The following is an 18,713-nucleotide window of genomic DNA, read 5'->3' on the forward strand; positions in this document are numbered from 1 at the left end:
AAAACCCGGGGTTTTCCATGCACGGACCGGACTTGCGTGCGCAAAATGACTCATCCGCACCAGGCGTTCACAACTGCCGTACTGACAGACAACCCAGCAGAAATTCCCCCGGGCTGGCAGAATCCTCTCTTTTGCCCTGCCCCAGGAATGTGCCCATGCAGATGACCACCGCCCACCTGATCGCCAACCCTTGCGATGACGAAGAAGACAACATGGCCATGCTCTGCTGCCACAGCACCCAGGGCGAGATGTTCCTGATGAGCCGTTACCCGGACGAGGACGAGCTGGAGATCACCCTCGACGGCGAGCCTTCGACCCTGGACGGGGTCAAGGTGACCCTCAGCCCCACCACCCTGCTGATCGAGATCGCCGCGACCGACGCCGATGCCCTCAACGGCTCGGACCACCTGCACATCCACCACGCCACCAGCGCCGCCGACCTGGCCGAAGTGGAACTGACCCTCAAGAACATCCTCAAGGGTACGGGCACCTACATCAGCCAGCTCTGATACCCACCCCGGACAGCGGCCGGGCGCAGCCTCGCAAGCTCGACAGCGGCTACAGGGCCACGCCCAGCCTCGGGTAGCCCGGGGCTTCATGTAGCCGCTGCGCATGCCCGCCTGGCGGGCACCAGGCTCACGTCGTGCCAGCCGCCTTGGGAAAAAGCCGGGATTTTTTCGAAATCACTCTTTCCCCGTTAGTCGGCGGGGCCCGCTATGGATTAAAGTATCGCCCCCAGCCCTGGCGTTCTCGCACCGCCCGGGGCGCACCCTCTCCAGGAACAGTCACCGATGGAACATCGTGAAGCGCTATTGGCGCTGCGAACCTTTCTTTCAACGCAGATCCTTGGCCAGGACAAACTCATCGAGCGCTTGCTCATCGCCCTGCTCGCCGACGGCCACATGCTGGTCGAGGGCGCTCCGGGGCTGGCCAAGACCAAGGCCATCAAGGAGTTGGCCGACGGCGTCGAAGCACAGTTCCATCGGATCCAGTTCACCCCCGACCTGCTGCCAGCCGACATCACGGGCACCGAGATCTATCGCCCGGAAACCGGCAGCTTCGTGTTCCAGCAAGGCCCGATCTTCCACAACCTGGTGCTGGCGGACGAAATCAACCGGGCCCCGGCCAAGGTCCAGTCGGCGCTGCTGGAGGCCATGGCCGAGCGCCAGGTCAGCGTTGGACGCAGCACCTATGAACTGTCGCCGCTGTTCCTGGTGATGGCGACCCAGAACCCCATCGAGCAGGAAGGCACCTACCCACTGCCCGAAGCCCAGCTCGACCGCTTCCTGATGCACGTCAAGATCGGCTTCCCGGATGCAGCAGTAGAGCGCCGGATCCTCCAGCAGGCCCGGGGCGAGGCCTTGAACGGCGAGACCCTGCCCGAGCGCCGGGTCAGCCAGCAGGCGATCTTCGCCGCCCGCAAGGAAATCCTCGGCCTGTACATGGCCGACGCGGTGGAGGAATACCTGGTGCAGCTGGTGATGGCCACCCGCACCCCGGGCAAGTTCGACCCGGAGCTGGCCGAGTGGATCGCCTACGGCGCCAGCCCCCGCGGCTCCATCGCCCTGGACCGCTGCGCGCGGGCCCACGCCTGGCTCGCCGGACGCGACTTCGTCAGCCCCGAGGACATCCAGGCGGTGCTGTTCGACGTGCTGCGCCATCGCATCATCCTGTCCTTCGAAGCAGAAGCGGCAGGCATCGACCAGGACCGTGTGGTACAGCGCATCCTCGACGTCGTTGCCGTCGCCTGACCTCCATGACCCACGCCAGCGCCGAACCCGGCATCCGCATCACCCTCGGTGAATTGATCGAGATGCGCCACCGCGTGCGCGAGGTGCAGCTGTTCTCCACGCCCAGCCAGCGCAGCCCGCTGGTGGGGCTGCACCATTCCAAGCTGCGCGGGCGCGGGGTGGACTTCGACCAGGTACGGGTCTACCAGGCCGGCGACGACGTGCGCACCATCGACTGGCGCGTCACCGCGCGGACCCAGGAACCCCACACCAAGTTGTTCCACGAAGAGCGCGAGCGGCCGATCTTCATCATGGTCGAGCAGAGCCGCCAGCTGTTCTTCGGCTCCGGGCTGATGTTCAAGTCGGTGCTCGCCGCCCAGGCCGCGAGCCTGATCGGCTGGGCCGCCCTGGGCCACAACGACCGGGTCGGTGGCCTGGTCTTTGGCGACGACGAGCACTACGAGATCAAGCCCCGGCGCAGCAAGCAGAGCCTGCTGCAACTGCTCAACCGCCTGGTGCGGGTCAACCAGTCGCTGCACGCCGACGCCCAGCCCCAGCGCGACGCCCTGGGCACCGCGCTGCTGCGCGGCCGCGAAGTGCTGCGCCCCGGCAGCCTGGTGATCGTGATCTGCGACGAGCGAGCCCTGAGCGATGCCGCCGAGCAACAACTGAGCCTGCTGTCGCGTCATTGCGACCTGCTGCTGATGCCGCTGTCCGACCCCCTGGACCATGCCCTGCCCGCCGCCGGCCTGATGCGTTTCGCCGAGCGCGGCGCACAGCTGGAACTCGATACCCTGAGCTATGAACTGCGCCAGGCCTACCGCGCCCAGAGCGAGGCACGCATCGCCCGCTGGGAGCGCCTGGCGCAGAAGCTGCGGGTCCTGCTGATGCCCCTGAGCACCCAGAGCGAGATGGTCGAGCAGCTGCGCGAGTACCTCAACCCGCAGCGTCCGGGAGCCGGCCGATGAGCAGCCTGGAACAACTGCAACCCCTGCTGCCGCCACCACCGGTGGGCCTGTGGCCGCCGGCGCCGGGCTGGTGGCTGCTGGCCGTGCTGCTGCCGGCCCTGGCCTTCGCCCTCTGGCACTGGCGCCACCTGTGGCCACGCAAGAAGGCCCCGAGCCGCGCCGAACAGCCCCTGGACCCGGTGCGCCTGGCCGCCCTGGCGGAACTGGCACTGCTGCCCAAACCCTACGACGGTGCCCCGGCCGGGGCCTGGCTGCAAGCGCTCAACGGGCTGCTCAAGCGCCTGTGCCGCAACCACTACCCCAACAGCCAGAGCCATACCCTCAATGGCCGCAAATGGCTGGCGTTCCTCGACAACCGCTGCCCGGCCGCCGGCCTGACCCGCTGGATGGTGCTGGTGGAAGGCGCCTACAAGCCCGAGTGCAAGCTCGACGACAAAGCCATCGCCGGCCTGACCCAGGCGGTGGACACCTGGATTCGCAAGCATGTTTGAGTTCGCCTGGCCGTGGATCTTCGCCCTGTTGCCGCTGCCCTGGCTGCTGCGCCTGGTGCTGCCGGTGGCCGACAGCGGCGAGCCGGCGCTCAAGGTCAGCTTCCTCGGCGACCTGGAGGGCCTGGCCCGGCGCCGCGCCAGGGCCAACCTGCCGGCCTGGCGCCAGCAGGCGCGCTTCATCCTGCTCTGGATGCTGCTCCTGCTGGCGGCGGCCCGTCCGCAATGGCTGGGCGAACCACTGCCGGTGGCGGCCAGCGGTCGCGACCTGCTGTTGGCGGTGGACGTCTCCGGCTCCATGGACTTCCCCGACATGCAGTGGCAGGACGAGGACGTCAGCCGGCTGGGCCTGGTCAAGCACCTGCTGGGCGATTTTCTCGAACACCGCGAGGGCGACCGGGTGGGCCTGATCCTGTTCGGCAGCAAGGCCTACCTGCAGGCGCCCCTGACCTTCGACCGGCACACCGTGCGGGTCTGGCTGGATGAGGCGAAGATCGGCATCGCCGGCAAGAACACCGCCATCGGCGACGCCATTGGCCTGGCCCTGAAGCGCCTGCGCCAGCGCCCGGCCCAGAGCCGGGTGCTGATCCTGGTCACCGATGGCGCCAACAATGGCGGCCAGATCGCCCCCATCACCGCGGCGCGCCTGGCGGCCGAGGAAGGCGTGAAGATCTACCCGATCGGCATCGGCGCCGACCCGGACCAGAGCGCCACCCTGGGCATCCTCGGCATCAATCCGAGCCTGGACCTGGACGAGCCGGCGCTCAAGGAGCTGGCCGAGGTCACCGGCGGGCGCTATTTCCGCGCCCGCGACGGCCAGGAACTGGCGGCCATCAAGGACACCCTCGACCAGCTGGAGCCGGTGGCCCAGCAACCGACCCAGGCCCGTCCGGCCCAGGCCCTGTATCACTGGCCCCTGGCCGCGGCCCTGCTGCTCAGCGTGTTGCTGGTGTTGCGCGAACGCTGGCCGCACAACCCCCTGCAACGCTTCCTCACCAAGGAGCATTTCCTGCAACCCTTGCCTCACTGGCGGCAACGCCTCAAGCGCCTGCGTCTGCGGAGGCGTCGATGATCGGACTCTGGCCCCATTGGTTCCGGCCCTGGTGGTTGCTGGTGTTGCCACTGCTGGCCCTGCTGCTGTGGAAGCTCTGGCACCGGCAGAAACGCGCCGGCCGCTGGCAGATGATCCTGCCACCGGCCTTCCATGCCGCCCTGCTCAGCGGCGGCAACGGCCGCGAGAGCAAGCTGCCATGGGTCGCCCTGGGCCTGGCCTGGCTGCTGGCGGTACTGGCGCTGCTGGGGCCCAGCTGGCAGCGGGTCGAGCAGACCAGCCAGAAACCCGCCGACCCGCTGGTGGTGCTGCTGGAACTGACGCCACAGATGCTCGCCGGCGATGTGCCGTCCAACCGCCTGGACCAGGCCCGGCACAAGCTGCTGGACCTGTTGGCCCTGCGCAGCGACGCCCAGACCGCCATCGTGGTCTATGCCGGCAGCGCCCACACCCTGGTGCCGTTGTCCGATGACCTGGCCACCAGCCGCAACCTGCTCGATGCCCTCAAGCCATCGATCATGCCCGAGGCCGGCCAGCGCGCCGACCTGGCCCTGCGCAAGGCCCTCAAGCTGCTGGACCAGGGCGCCCTCGGCCAGGGGCGGGTGCTGCTGCTGGCCTCGTCCCTCAGCGAACAGGAGCGCCAGGGCATTCGCCAGGCCCTGGACGGCGATGCCCCGCAACTGTTGATGCTCGGCATCGGCAGCCGCGATGGCGCCCCGGTGCCGCTGGAAGACGGCAGCTACCTCAAGGACGAACAGGGCGCGATCCTGGTCTCGCGCCTGGACAGCCCCGGGCTCAAGCAATTCATCGGCGAAGTCGGCGGGCGCTACCGCCAGGCCCGCCTGGACGACAACGACCTGCGCGGCCTGGGCTTGCTGGGCGGTCCCCGGGGCATGCGCGACGACGGCCAGACCCTGCGCCTGGACACCTGGGCCGACCAGGGCTACTGGCTGCTGTTGCCACTGTTGCTGCTGGCCGCCTGCGCCGGGCGCCGGGGCTGGTTGTTCTGCCTGCCGCTGTTGTGCCTGGGCCTGCCCCAACCCAGCTACGCCCTGGACTTCAACGACCTGTGGCTGCGTCCGGACCAGCAAGGCGAGCGCCTGCTGCAGCAACAGCGCCCGGCCGAGGCCGCGCGACATTTCCAGGACCGCCAATGGCAGGGCGTGGCCTTGTACGAGGCCGGCAACTACAATGCCGCCGCCGAGCGCTTCGCCGAAGGCAACGACGCCCGCGCCCATTACAATCGTGGCAACGCCCTGGCCCATGGCGGCGAGCTGGAAGCGGCCATCGACGCCTATGAGCAAGCCCTGGAACTGCAACCCGAGCTGCTACCGGCGCAGCAGAACCTGGCCCTGGTCCAGCAGCTGCTGCAACAGCGGCGGGCAGCGGAGCCCTTGCCAGAGGTGAAACCGCAGAGCCCGGATGCCGAGGACAATGCCCGGCCCGAATCCGGCAGCACCGCCAGCACGCCAGTACCGGGCAGCGAGACGCCACCGGCGTCCGCCAGCAACCCACCAGGTCCTGGAGACGCGACCCAGGCCGACCCGCAAGCGCCCGGCCATAGCGAAGTGCCCGGCAGCGAGCTGGACGATGCCCACACCACCACTCCATTGCGCCCGGTGGACGACAGCCTGGACGCTGAGCACCAACAGGCACTGGAGCAATGGTTGCGCAAGATCCCGGACGACCCGGGAGAACTGCTCAGGCGTAAATTCTGGTACGAACAGCAAACCCATCAGGATCAGGGAAAAACTCGATGACCCGCTGCACCGCCCTTCTGCTTGCCCTCGCCTGCTGGACCGCGCAGTCCCAGGCTGCCGGGCTGCTCGCCAGCCTGGACCGTAGCCAGGTGAACGCCGGGGAGACCGTCGAGCTGACCCTGGAGTCCACCGACGTCACCCAGTTCGGCAAGCCGGACCTCGCGCCCCTGCAAGCGCAGTTCGAAGTCCGCGGCACGCGCCAGGTCAACCAGCTCAACAGCCTGGGCGACAGTCACGCCAGCACCCGCTGGATCGTCACCCTGCTGCCGCGCCACACAGGCACCCTGGCCATCGAGCCTGTGCAACTGGGCGAGCTGCGCAGCCAGGCCCTGAGTCTGCAGGTCAACGCCAGCCCCGAGCAGGACCAGCAGGCGCACCTGGAGCCGGTGTTCATCGATGCCGAGCTGGACCAGCCCAAGGTCTATGTCCAGGCCCAGGCCCTGCTGACCCTGCACGTCTATCACTCGGTGCCGCTGTTCGACGACAGCAGCCTCAGCCCATTGCAACTGAGCGATGCCCGGGTCGAGCAACTGGGAGAAGCGCGCACCTACGAGAAGCTGATCAACGGCGTGCGCCACGGCGTGATCGAGATGCGCTATGCGATCTATCCTCAGCACAGCGGCGTCTTGCAGATCCCGGCGCTGACCTTCAGCGCCACCCTGGCCAACCCCGGCACCAGCCAGGACGCCACGCCCCAGGCTGCCCGGCCCGGCAAGCTGATCCACGTCAGCTCGGCCGAGATGGAACTGCCGGTGATGGCCAAGCCTGCGGCCTATCCCGCCGACGTCCCCTGGCTGCCGGCGCGCAGCCTGAGCCTGGGCGAAAGCTGGAGCCCCGAGCCCGAACATCCCCAGGTCGGCGACTCCCTGACCCGCAGCCTGACCCTGCGCGCCGAAGGCCTGTCCAGCGCTCAACTGCCGCCCCTGCCCATGGCCGAGATCAACGGCCTGCGCAGCTACCCGGACCAGCCGCAGCTGAGCAACCAGCAGGTCGAGCAAGGCGTGCTGGGTATCCGCGAAGAGCGCCAGGCCCTGGTGCCGACCCGCACCGGCAACGTCGAGCTGCCAGCCCTGGAAGTCACCTGGTGGAACACCCAGGCCGATCGCCTGGAAACCAGCAGCCTGCCGGCTCGTACCCTGCAGGTGGCGGACAACCCGAGCCTGGTGGTGGACGCCCCGGCCAGTACCGCCCAGGTCGGCCCGGTCAGCGACAGCCTGTGGTTGTGGCAACTGAGCACCCTGCTGCTGGCCTGCACCACCCTCTTGGGCTTCGGCTTGTGGTGGCGTGCCCGTTCGCAGCCGGCGGTGGCCCGGGTGGTCCAGAGCGGCCCCAGCCCGCGCTCGCTGCTGGACGACCTCAAGCGCGCCTGCCAGGCCAACGATCCCCAGGCCACCCGCCAGGCCCTGGACGCCTGGGCCCGCCAGCAGCCCGAGACCCTGGCCGAGATGGCGGCACGCTTCGTCCCGCTGTCCGATGCCCTGGACGGCCTCAACGGCGCCCTCTACAGCGAGAGCGGCCAGTACTGGCAAGGCGAGGAACTGTGGCGGGCGATCCGTGCCATTCCCACCGCCGAGCGGGTCCAGGCGCCCCAGGCCGATACCATCAGCCTGCCGCCGCTCTATCCCAAATAAATGCAGCTGCATGGCCCAAGCGACAAGAACCGCTTGAGCCTGCAGCTTGCCACTTGCAGCTGGTAGCTGCTTTTCCTGGAGTTTGCCTTGCGTCTGTTTCACACCTCCGACTGGCACCTGGGCCAGAACCTCCATGGCCAGGAGCGCGACTTCGAACACGCCTGCTTCCTCGAGTGGCTGTTGCGCCAGCTCAAGCACGAGCAGCCGGACGCGCTGCTGATCGCCGGCGATATCTTCGACACCGTCAACCCACCGGTCAAAGCCCAGGAACGGCTCTACGACTTCATCGTCAGCGCCCACGAGCAGCAACCTGGCCTGAGCATCGTGATGATCGCCGGCAACCACGACTCCGGCTCGCGCATCGAACTGCCAGCGCCATTGATGCGGCGCCTGCGCGCCCATGCCCTGGGCCGGGTGCTGTGGCTCGATGACGGCCAGCTGGATGCCGGGCGCCTGCTGCTACCGCTGACCGATACCAGCGGCAAGATCGCGGCCTGGTGCCTGGCCCTGCCCTTCCTGCGGCCGGCGGAAGTCACCGGTCGCCATTTGGGCGAGGACTACCTCAAGGGCATCGCCCAGGTCCATGAGTGGTTGATCGCCGCGGCCGAGGAACGCCGCCAACCGGGCCAGGCGCTGATTGCCGTGAGCCACGCGCATATGGCCGGCGGCGCGGTTTCCGAGGACTCCGAACGCAGCCTGGTGATCGGCAACGCCGAGGCCCTGCCCGCCAGCCTGTTCGGCCCGCAGATCAGCTACGTGGCCCTGGGGCACCTGCACAAGCCACAGAAGGTCAACGGCGAGGAACGCATCCGCTACAGCGGCTCGCCGATCCCGCTGTCGTTCTCCGAGATCGACTACAAGCACCAGATCCTCGACATTCGCCTGGACGGTGAGCAGTTGCTCAGCGTCGAGCCGCGGCTGATCCCGCGGGCCGTCAACCTGCAACGCCTGGGCCCGGCACCGCTGGGCGAGATCCTGGCCCAGCTCGGCGCCCTGCCGGACATCGACCTGCTGGCCGAGGAGCAGCGCCAGCCCTGGCTGGAAGTGCGGGTACGCCTGGACGAACCGCAGCCGGACCTGCGCCAGCAGGTGGAAAACGCCTTGCAAGGCAAGGCCGTGCGCCTGGTGAGGATCGCGGCCGAATACGCCGGCCAGGGTGCGCACGACACTCAAGACAGTGGCGGCCAGCTGATCGAACTGGATCAACTGAGCCCCGAAGAACTGTTCCGCCGGGCCTGGCGCGATGCCTACGCCAATGAAGCGGATGAACAGACCCTCAAGGATTTCGCCCTGCTGTTGCAGGACGTCCAGCACGAAGGTGAGCAGCCATGAAGATCCTGGCCATCCGCCTGAAGAACCTGGCCTCCCTGGCCGGCCCGTTCGAGATCGACTTCACCGCCGAACCCCTGGCCAGCGCCGGCCTGTTCGCCATCACCGGACCCACCGGCGCCGGCAAGAGCACCCTGCTCGACGCCTTGTGCCTGGCGCTGTTCGGCGCCGTGCCTCGGCTGAACAACATCGCCAAGGAAAACAAGGTTCCTGAAATCGACAGCGATATCTCCACCGGCGACCCACGCACCCTGCTGCGCCGTGGCACCGGCAGCGGGTTCGCCGAAGTGGATTTTTTCGGCATTGACGGGCACCGCTACCGCGCTCGCTGGGAAACCAACCGGGCCCGGGACAAGGCCACGGGCAAGCTGCAAGCCAGCCGACAGAGCCTCACCGATCTGGACAACAATCAATTGCTGACCAGTAGCAAGCGCGATTACGAACAACTGATCGAATCCAAGCTGGGGCTCAACTTCGCCCAATTCACCCGGGCTGTGATGCTGGCCCAGAGCGAGTTCAGCGCCTTCCTCAAGGCCGACGACAAAGAGCGCAGCGAACTGCTGGAAAAGCTCACCAATACGGCGATCTACAGCCAGTTGGGCAAGCGCGCCTTCAGCAAGGCCAAGGAAGCCGACGAAGCGCACAAGGCCCTCACCACCCAGGCCAGCGGCGTTGCCCCGCTGCCAGACGAAGAACGTGCCGAACTGGACCAGCAGTTGGGCGCCGCCCGTGACCAGCTCAAGGGCCGGCAACTGCAACTCAAGCAGCTGGAGGCCCAGCACGGCTGGCTCAAGGAATTGCGCCAGTGGCAGGAGGCCCGGCACAGCGCCGCCGAACAGTTGCAGGAAGCCGAGGCAGAGGCAAAGGTCCTGGCCCCCGAGCGCCTGCGCCTGGAGCGCCTGGAACAACTGGCGCCCCAACGCCATCAGTTCCTGCGCCAGGTCGAACTGAGCGCAACCCTCGAGCCCCTGCGGCAACGGATCGAGCAACAGCAGGCGCAACAAGCGCAGTTGCAACAGCAGCAGGCAACGCACCAGCAACAGGTCCAGGACAGTACCGCCAGCCTGGCCCAGGCCCAGGAACAGTCCAACGACAAGGCCCCATTGCTGCGCGAAGCCTTTGCCGAACAAGGCAACCTGCAACGCCTGGAGCAGGAGCTGGCCCAGGCCACCCAGGCCCGGGAGCGCGCCGAGCAGGCCAACACCCAGGGCCAGCAGGACATCCAGCACTTGCAGGAACAGCAACGCCTGGTGGCCGAGCGCCTGGAGCGGATCGCCGGGCAACTGCAGCACAGCGCCACCCTCGCGCCTCTGAGCGAAGCCTGGGATGCCTATCGCGGGCGCTTGCAACAGCTGGTGCAGATCGGTAATCGCCTGAACCAGGGCCAGGCGGAACTGCCGGGCCTGGAGCAGCGCGCCGAAACCGCCGCCCGCCAATTGGGCGAGCAGCGGTCGCAGTTGGAGCTGCTGTACCGCGAAGCCGGCGCCGAACCCCAGGCCGTGGCCGAGCAGATCCAATTGCTGGGCACCCTGCTCCAGGACAACCGCAGGCAGCAACGCTCGTTCGAGGACCTGGCCCGGCTCTGGGCCCAGCAGCAGGAGCTGGACCAGCGTGCCCAGGCGCTGCAGGACAAGCAACAAACCGCGGCGACCCAGCGCGAGGAGCTGAACAAGATCGGGATCCAGGCCAAGGCCGAGCTGGTGATGGCCGAGCAGGCCCTGAGCGTGACCCAGGCCCTGCTGGAGCGCCAGCGCCTGGCCCGCAGCGCCAGTGTGGAAGAGTTGCGCGCGCAGCTGCAGGACGATCAGCCATGCCCGGTATGCGGCAGTGTCGAGCACCCGTATCACCAACCCGAGGCCCTGCTGCAGAGCCTTGGGCGCCATGACGAAAACGAAGAAGCCGCCGCCCGGAAAGTCGTGGATGGGCTCAAGGAGCAACTGGCCGAACTGCGTGCCCAGGTCCAGGGCCTGATCGCCCAGCAGAAAGACCTGCTACAGCAACAGGAACAACTGGCCACCCAACAACAGGCCATGGCCCCGAGCCTGCAAGCCCATCCCCTGGGCGCCCAGCTGCTGGACCAGGACCCGCCCCAGCGCGATGCCTGGCTGCAACGGCAGTTGGAGCAGTTGCAACAGAGCATCGGCCAGGACGAGCAGCGCCAGGACGCCCTGTTGACCCTGCAAAAGGATGCCGCACGCCTGCAAGGCCAGTTGCAGGCCGCCGTCGATGCCAGCCAGCGGGCCGCCCAGCAACTGGAGAAGCAGCGCGAGCAGCTGGACGCCGATCGCCAGCGCCTGGACGAAGAGCTCGGCGGCTTCAGCCAGTGGCTGCCCGGCGAGCTGCTCGACGGCTTGCGCCGTGACCCGGCGGCGAGCTTCATGCAGCTGGACCAGCAAGTGCTGCAACGCATCGAGCAACTGCGCGAACAGCAGGATGAAACCCAGGAACAGCAGCAGCGCCAGCTGGCCCTGGACAAGGAACAAGACCGCCAGCAGACCCGCCAGCAGCAATTGCACGACGCCCGGCAGCAGGCCGAGGCCCTGCACCAGCAGCAACAGGCGTGTCAGCAGCGGTTGGCCGAGTTGCTGGGAACCCACGACAGCGCCGAGCACTGGCAGCAGCAGCTGGAACAGGGCGTCGAGCAGGCCCGCATGGCCCAGGCCGCGGCCCAGCAGCAAGCGCAGGAACTGCAACAGCAGCTGATCCAGCTGGCCGCCGAGCTCAAGGCCGGCCAGGAGCGCTGCCAGGCCCTGGAAGCCGAGCAGCAGCAACTGGCCGCCAGCATCGAGCAGTGGCGCGCCCAGCACCCGAAACTCGACGACGCCGGGCTGCAAGGGCTGCTGGAACTGGACGACAGCCAGGTCCGCCAACTGCGCGAGCGCCTGCAGGCCAACGACAAGGCCATCGAGCAGGCCCGCGTACTGCTCGAGGAGCGCCAGCAGCGCCTGGAGCAGCACCAGGCCCAGCACAACGGCAACCTGGAAGCCGAGGAGCTGGCCCAAGCTCTGGAAACCACTTCGCAACAAGCGCTGGCCGACGAACAGCAAGTGGCCGAGCTGCGCGCCCGGCAGAGCGAAGATCAACGCCGCCAGGAGGCCAACCAGGCCCTGGCCCAGGGCATCGCCCAGGCGTACGAGCAATGGCAGCGTTGGGCCCGGCTCAGCGCCCTGATCGGCTCGGCCGAGGGCGACAAGTTCCGCAAGATCGCCCAGGCCTACAACCTCGACCTGCTGGTGCACCACGCCAACGCACAACTGCGCCAGCTGGTGCGGCGTTATCGCCTCAAGCGCGGCGGCAGCATGCTCGGCCTGCTGGTGCTGGACACCGAGATGGGCGACGAACTGCGCTCGGTGCATTCGCTGTCCGGCGGCGAGACCTTCCTGGTGTCCCTGGCGCTGGCCCTGGGGTTGGCGTCCATGGCCTCCAGCACCTTGAAGATCGAATCGCTGTTCATCGACGAAGGCTTCGGCAGCCTCGACCCCGAGTCGCTGCAACTGGCCATGGACGCCCTCGACGGCCTCCAGGCCCAGGGCCGCAAGGTCGGGGTGATCTCCCACGTGCAGGAGATGCACGAGCGCATCGCGGTGCAGATCCAGGTCAGCCGCCAGGGCAATGGACTAGGGTCTGTTGCCGTTTCGCCGCAAGCCGCGTTGCCGCGACAAATGGCGCCAGGCTAGGCGTGGAACGCAGGCAATGGTTGTTCCCTTGCCAAGTCCCGCAACGACGCATGGCGCCATTTGCCGCGCAACCCGAAGGGACGGGCCAGTTTTAGCGCGGTACGTCGTTACTCGAACGCTCATTTGGACGGCCAAACCTCGCGTCTCGTGCCTAGCCCCGCGCTAAAACCGGCTCCGGCGCGGTCGCGGCGAAACGGCAACAGACCCTAAGCCACCCGGAGGTGAAATGAACGACGCCCAGGCCACCCTCTACTCGTTCCGCCGCTGCCCCTATGCCATGCGCGCCCGGCTGGCCCTGCGCTATGCCGGGGTGAGACCACGGATAGTCGAAGTCAGCCTCAAGGCCAAGCCACCCGAAATGCTGGCGCTGTCGCCCAAGGGCACGGTGCCGGTGCTCAACGTCGGTGGGCAGGTGATCGATGAAAGCCTGCAGATCATGCTCTGGGCCTTGGAACACAATGACCCCGGGGACTGGCGCCTGCTGGGCGATCCTCAAGCCCGGGCGCAGATGGCGGGGCTGATCGAGGACAACGACCAGGTGTTCAAGGTCCACCTCAATCGCTACAAGTACGCCGAGCGTTACCCCGAAGCACCGATGGAGCATTACCGGGCCCAGGGCGAACTGTTCCTGGCGCGCCTGGAGCGGCTACTGAGCCAGCAGCGCTATCTGCTGGGCGGCCATCCAAGCCTGGCGGACGCGGCCCTGCTGCCCTTCGTCCGCCAGTTCGCCCATGTCGACCGCGACTGGTTCGCCCAGGCGCCCTACCCGGCGCTGCAAGCCTGGTTGCAGGGCTGGCTGGAGTCCGAGCTGTTCAGCGCGATCATGGCCAAGCCCGCCTGACACCGAGTTGCGCTTGCCCGGTAACGGGCATGACGGTATCTACAGGCCTGCGCAGCTACCACCAGGCGAAACCGGCAAAACTGCCGTGCTAAGGTTCAGCACCTGTCCTGCAACGGCGAGTCGCCATGTCCATCGTGATCCGTACCCATCCCCGCCTGACCTTCGGTGTCCTGGCCGGCTGCATCGCCGGCTTGCTGGTGCCGGCCCAGACCCTCACCGGCAAGATCCTCATCGGCTGGAACGTGGCGGTCTGGACCTACCTGGCGTTGATGTTCTGGCTCACGGTCCGGGCCCGGGCCGACCAGGTCAAGCGCATCGCCGAGGCCGAGGACGAAAACGCCGGGCTGGTGCTGCTGATCGTCTCCGTCGCCGCCATCGCCAGCCTGGTGGCCATCACCCTGGAACTGGTGGGCAGCAAGGACCTGGACACCACCCAGCGCCTGCTGCACTACGGCTTCACCGGCCTGACGGTGATCGGCTCCTGGCTGCTGGTGGGGGTGATCTTCAGCGTCCACTACGCCCGCCTCTACTACACCTGGGACGGCCCGGAACCGGCCCTGCGCTTCGCCGAGAACCTCAAGGATCCCGACTATTGGGACTTCCTGTACTTCTCCTTCACCATCGGCGTGGCCGTGCAGACCTCGGACGTCGGCGTGGCCACCCGCGAGCTGCGCAGGATCGTCCTCGCCCAGTCGCTGATCGGCTTTTTGTTCAACACCGCGATCCTGGGCTTTTCCATCAATATCGCCGCCGGGCTGTTCAGCTAGCCCGGCAGCGGCTCGCAGCCCACCGCTGGTCAGCTGGGCAAAGAACGCGGGCTGTTTTCCCCCTGCAACAGACTTGACGGCGCAACCGATTCTGCGGTTTCCTGAAACCGGTTTCAGGCCAACCTCACAGATCCTGCGAACCGATAATTCCAAGAACAAGGTCAGCGCCCGTGAATCAGTTTTCCGCCGCCCAGCGCAGCCGCGTCACCATGCTCGATGTCGCCCACCGTGCCGGGGTCTCCAAGGCCAGTGTGTCGCGCTTCATCGGCGAAGACCGCGCCCTGCTTTCCGACGCCATCGCCCTGCGCATCGAGCAAGCCATCAGCGAACTGGGCTATCGCCCGAACCAGATGGCCCGCGGCCTGAAGCGCGGGCGCACGCGCCTGATCGGCATGCTGGTGGCCGATATCCGCAACCCCTATTCGATTGCGGTGATGCACGGCGTGGAAACCGCCTGCCGCCTGCACGGCTACAGCCTGGTGGTGTGCAACACCGACCGCGACGACCAGCAGGAAGCCCGGCACCTGGCCAACCTGCGGGCCTACAACATCGAAGGCCTGATCGTGAACACCCTGGGCCACCACCTGGACCAATTGCAGCAATTGCAGGAGGAAATGCCCATGGTGCTGGTGGATCGCAAGCTGGCGCAGTTGCAGGCTGACCTCGTGGGCCTGGACAACCCGGCGGCGGTGCACCTGGCCATCGAGCACCTGGAACAACAGGGCTACCGCGACCTGCTGCTGGTCAGCGAACCCCATGACGGCACCAGCTCGCGCCTGGAGCGCAGCACCAGCTTCCACGCCGAGATCGTCCGCCATCCGTCCCTGCGTGGCCAGGTGCTGGAAACCGGCGCCGGGCTCACTGCCGGCCTGCAGACCTTCCTCGACAGTCCCGGCGCCGGGCCCAAGGCGCTGTTCTGCGCCAATGGCGTGGCTGCCCTGGCAGCCACCAATGCCCTGCGCCAGCTTGATCGTCCCTTGTTCGGCGAGCTGGGCCTGATCGCCCTCGATGATCTGGACTGGTACCCACTGGTGGGCAACGGCATCACCGCCCTGGCCCAACCCACGGCGGCCATCGGCGCCAGCGCCTTCGAATGCCTGCTCAAGCGCCTGCGTGGCGATAGCGGCCCGGCGCGGGTAGTGGATTTCCCCGCGCAATTGATCGTCCGCGGCTCTACCTGCCAGGCCCGAGGATAAGACTGTGGAAGGCCGTACGAGCCTGGGTGCATCGCGTATGGCCGATGCCGCAGGCTGCACATGGGCGCGCAGCGGCCACAAGGTGCAGCAAGCACAGGGACAGACAGCAACGCAGTATTGACTCGAACAAAAATGAAACCGGTTTCAGAGGTAGGCAACATGACTAGATCACCCGTTTCCATCAGCCTGTCCAGCTACGGCGCGGACCTGGTGCGCCAGCACGGCCAGGGGTACTTCATCCCCCTGGTAGCCGCCGCCGGGGCGTCCTGCATCGAATGGCGCGAAGAACTGCTGAGCGGCGAGAACCCCGCCGAGCTGGCCCAGGGCGCCCGTGAACACGGGCTGGACAGCGTGTACTCCTCGCCCTTGGAGCTGTGGCAGCCGGGGCGCAGCGAACCGGCGCCGGAGCTGTCCGCCACCTTGCAGCGGGCCCGGGAGTTCGGCGCCCGCCAGCTCAAGGTATCCCTCGGCCACTTCAATGAGCATCACGACCTGCGCTGCCTGGCCAGCCTGCTGTTCCGCCAGCCGCTGCAGCTGCTGGTGGAGAACGACCAAACCGCCCACGGCGGGCGCATCGAGCCGTTCCAGCGGTTCTTCAGCGCCGTGGAAACCCTCAACCTGCCGCTGCGCATGACTTTCGATATCGGCAACTGGCAATGGCAGGAGCAATCGGCGGTCAACGCCGCGCGCGTGCTGGGCCGGCATGTCGGCTACGTGCACTGCAAGGCGGTGCGCCAGCGGGTCGACGGCAAGCTGGTGGCGATACCGCCCGGCAGCCCGGAACTGCATCAGTGGGAACAACTGCTGCGGCACATGACCCAAGGTATTACCCGGGCCGTGGAATACCCGTTGCAGGGCGACGACCTGGTGCGGGTGACCGCGACCCAGGTCGAGCAATTGGCCCGCCTGGGCCAGTCGCGACTGGAGAACACCAATGCCTGAGATCGATATCCTGTCCTTTGGCGAGACCATGGCCATGTTCGTCGCCGAACACAGCGGCGACCTGGCCCAGGTCGAGCACTTCCACAAGCGCATCGCCGGTGCCGACAGCAACGTGGCCATCGGCCTGTCGCGCCTGGGCTTCAAGGTGGCCTGGCTGAGCCGGGTCGGCAACGACTCCCTGGGCCGCTTTGTGCTCGACACCCTCAAGGCCGAGGGCCTGGACTGCCGCTTCGTGCGTTGCGATCCACTGCACCCGACCGGCTTCCAGCTCAAGTCCCGGGAAGAGACCGGCGATGATCCCCGGGTCGAGTACTTCCGTCGCGGCTCGGCGGCCAGCCACCTGAACATCAGCGACGTCGCCCCTGCGCTGCTGCGCGCCCGGCACCTGCACGCCACCGGGATTCCCCCGGCGCTGTCGGATGCGACCCGGGAACTGACCCACTACCTGATGCGCACCCAGCGCGCCGCCGGGCGCAGCGTGTCGTTCGATCCCAACCTGCGCCCAAGCCTGTGGGCCAGCGAAGCGTTGATGATCCGCGAGATCAACCGCCTGGCGGCCCTGGCCCACTGGGTGCTGCCGGGCCTGGGCGAAGGCCGGCTGCTGACCGGCTACGAGGATCCGGCGGACATCGCCGCCTTCTACCTGGACCAGGGCGCCGAGGCAGTGGTGATCAAGCTCGGCGCCCATGGCGCCTACTACCGCACCCAACTGGATGCCGGCTTCGTCGATGCCGTGCCGGTGCCCCAGGTGGTGGACACCGTGGGCGCTGGCGATGCCTTCGCCGTGGGCCTGGTCAGCGCCCTGCTGGAAAGCTGCGGCATGGTCGAGGCGGTGCAGCGGGCCAACTGGAGCGGCAGCCGCGCGGTGCAGAGCCGTGGCGACATGGAGGGCCTGCCCTACCGCCATGAACTGCCCACCGACCGGCCATGCCTGGCGGCCGCGCTCTAGAGCCGGCCGGCCTCGAGGCCAAGAACCCAACAACCACCTGTTGCGACAAGAACAACAAGCTCAGGAGAACTGCCATGGATACGCTCAAACTCGCCGCCCGCCGTTGGTGGTACATCATGCCCATCGTCTTCATCACCTACAGCCTGGCCTACCTGGACCGTGCCAACTACGGCTTCGCCGCCGCCTCGGGAATGGCCGCCGACCTGAACATCACCCCCGGGCTGTCGTCGCTGCTGGGCGCACTGTTCTTCCTCGGCTATTTCTTCTTCCAGGTGCCGGGGGCGATCTACGCGCAGCGGCGCAGCGTGAAGAAGCTGATCTTCGTCAGCCTGATTCTCTGGGGCGGCCTGGCCACCCTCACCGGCATCGTCGCCAATGCCTACATGCTGATCGGCATCCGCTTCATGCTCGGCGTGGTGGAGGCCGCGGTGATGCCGGCGATGCTGGTCTACCTGTGCCACTGGTTCACCCGGGCCGAACGCTCGCGGGCCAATACTTTCCTGATCCTTGGCAACCCGGTGACCATGCTGTGGATGTCGGTGGTGTCGGGTTACCTGGTGGAGCATTTCAGCTGGCGCTGGATGTTCATCATCGAAGGCCTGCCGGCGGTGCTCTGGGCCTTCATCTGGTGGCGCCTGGCCGATGACCGGCCGAGCCAGGCCAAGTGGCTGGGCGAGCAGGAAAAACAGGACCTGGAGAACGCCCTGGCCGCCGAGCAGCAAGGCATCAAGGCGGTGAAGAACTATGCCGAAGCCTTCCGCTCGCCCAAGGTGATCATCCTGGCCTTGCAGTTCTTCTGCTGGAGCATCGGCGTCTATGGCTTCGTTCTCTGGCTGCCATCGATCCTCAAGCATGGCGCGCAGATGGACATGGTCGAAGCCGGCTGGCTCTCGGCCCTGCCCTACCTGGCGGCGGTGATTGCCATGCTCGGGGTGTCCTGGGGGTCGGACCGGACCCAGAAGCGCAAGCGCTTCGTCTGGCCACCGCTGCTGGTGGCCGCCTTCGCCTTCTATGGCTCGTACCTGCTGGGGGCCGAGCATTTCTGGTGGTCCTACGGCCTGCTGGTGATCGCCGGGGCCTGCATGTACGCGCCCTACGGGCCGTTCTTCGCCATCGTCCCGGAGATCCTGCCGGCCAACGTCGCCGGCGGCGCCATGGCGCTGATCAACAGCATGGGCGCCCTGGGTTCGTTCGGCGGCTCCTACCTGGTGGGCTACCTGAACAGCGCCACCGGTTCGCCGGCGGCCTCCTACCTGCTGATGAGCGGCGCGCTGCTGCTGTCGGTGCTGCTCACCCTGTTGCTCAAGCCCGGCGCCAGCACGCCGCAGGCCAAACCCCTGGCGCTGCGCCGGCGCCTGGCCCACTCCTGAATCGCCACAGAGAC

The 18,713-nt window shown here is 67.4% G+C and carries 15 protein-coding genes; all 15 read left to right on the forward strand.

The window, feature by feature from the left end:
• Positions 1–155: 155 nt before the first annotated feature.
• Positions 156–509, forward strand: coding sequence for a hypothetical protein (locus CAG11_RS24440; RefSeq protein WP_085598324.1), 354 nt, complete (start codon positions 156–158; stop codon positions 507–509).
• A 282-nt stretch (positions 510–791) separates the two neighbouring features.
• Entirely contained in the window at positions 792–1,751 is a 960-nt protein-coding gene (locus tag CAG11_RS24445) for a MoxR family ATPase (RefSeq protein WP_022644092.1), read from the forward strand.
• Between the two features lie 5 nt (positions 1,752–1,756).
• Positions 1,757–2,698 carry a DUF58 domain-containing protein gene (locus CAG11_RS24450; protein ID WP_022644091.1) on the forward strand — a complete coding sequence of 314 codons (942 nt, stop codon included), beginning with the start codon at positions 1,757–1,759 and terminating at the stop codon, positions 2,696–2,698.
• Positions 2,695–3,189, forward strand: a complete 495-nt coding sequence (locus tag CAG11_RS24455) for a DUF4381 domain-containing protein (protein WP_085598326.1) — start codon at positions 2,695–2,697, stop codon at positions 3,187–3,189. The genes CAG11_RS24450 and CAG11_RS24455 overlap by 4 nt, the downstream gene beginning before the upstream one ends.
• Positions 3,182–4,258 (forward strand): VWA domain-containing protein, encoded by a 1,077-nt coding sequence (locus CAG11_RS24460; protein ID WP_085598328.1) that lies wholly within the window; start codon positions 3,182–3,184, stop codon positions 4,256–4,258. Before CAG11_RS24455 ends, CAG11_RS24460 begins: the two co-directional genes overlap by 8 nt.
• Entirely contained in the window at positions 4,255–5,997 is a 1,743-nt protein-coding gene (locus tag CAG11_RS24465) for a VWA domain-containing protein (RefSeq protein ID WP_085598330.1), read from the forward strand. The genes CAG11_RS24460 and CAG11_RS24465 overlap by 4 nt, the downstream gene beginning before the upstream one ends.
• Entirely contained in the window at positions 5,994–7,628 is a 1,635-nt protein-coding gene (locus CAG11_RS24470; RefSeq protein ID WP_085598332.1) for a BatD family protein, read from the forward strand. The genes CAG11_RS24465 and CAG11_RS24470 overlap by 4 nt, the downstream gene beginning before the upstream one ends.
• An 87-nt stretch (positions 7,629–7,715) precedes the next feature.
• Positions 7,716–8,960, forward strand: a complete 1,245-nt coding sequence (locus tag CAG11_RS24475) for an exonuclease SbcCD subunit D C-terminal domain-containing protein (RefSeq protein WP_085598334.1) — start codon at positions 7,716–7,718, stop codon at positions 8,958–8,960.
• The gene (locus CAG11_RS24480) at positions 8,957–12,634 is read left to right on the forward strand and encodes an AAA family ATPase (protein WP_085598335.1); all 3,678 of its coding nucleotides are present in this window, start codon (positions 8,957–8,959) and stop codon (positions 12,632–12,634) included. The genes CAG11_RS24475 and CAG11_RS24480 overlap by 4 nt, the downstream gene beginning before the upstream one ends.
• A 226-nt stretch (positions 12,635–12,860) precedes the next feature.
• Positions 12,861–13,475: a glutathione S-transferase gene (locus CAG11_RS24490; protein ID WP_085598337.1), complete on the forward strand. Its 615-nt coding sequence runs from the start codon at positions 12,861–12,863 to the stop codon at positions 13,473–13,475.
• Positions 13,476–13,600: 125 nt separating this feature from the next.
• Positions 13,601–14,242, forward strand: a complete 642-nt coding sequence (locus tag CAG11_RS24495; protein WP_085598340.1) for a DUF1345 domain-containing protein — start codon at positions 13,601–13,603, stop codon at positions 14,240–14,242.
• Between the two features lie 170 nt (positions 14,243–14,412).
• A complete protein-coding gene (locus CAG11_RS24500; RefSeq protein ID WP_085598342.1) occupies positions 14,413–15,438 on the forward strand; it encodes a LacI family DNA-binding transcriptional regulator in 1,026 nt (341 codons plus the stop codon).
• 159 nt (positions 15,439–15,597) lie between these two features.
• Entirely contained in the window at positions 15,598–16,380 is a 783-nt protein-coding gene (locus CAG11_RS24505) for a sugar phosphate isomerase/epimerase (RefSeq protein ID WP_085598344.1), read from the forward strand.
• Complete coding sequence (locus tag CAG11_RS24510) at positions 16,373–17,329, forward strand: sugar kinase (RefSeq protein WP_085598346.1); 957 nt, start codon at positions 16,373–16,375, stop codon at positions 17,327–17,329. The genes CAG11_RS24505 and CAG11_RS24510 overlap by 8 nt, the downstream gene beginning before the upstream one ends.
• A 74-nt stretch (positions 17,330–17,403) precedes the next feature.
• Entirely contained in the window at positions 17,404–18,699 is a 1,296-nt protein-coding gene (locus CAG11_RS24515; RefSeq protein WP_085598348.1) for an MFS transporter, read from the forward strand.
• The last annotated feature ends 14 nt before the right edge of the window (positions 18,700–18,713 follow it).

It is taken from the genome of Pseudomonas sp. B6(2017) (assembly GCF_002112765.1).
Classification (GTDB): domain Bacteria; phylum Pseudomonadota; class Gammaproteobacteria; order Pseudomonadales; family Pseudomonadaceae; genus Aquipseudomonas; species Aquipseudomonas piscis.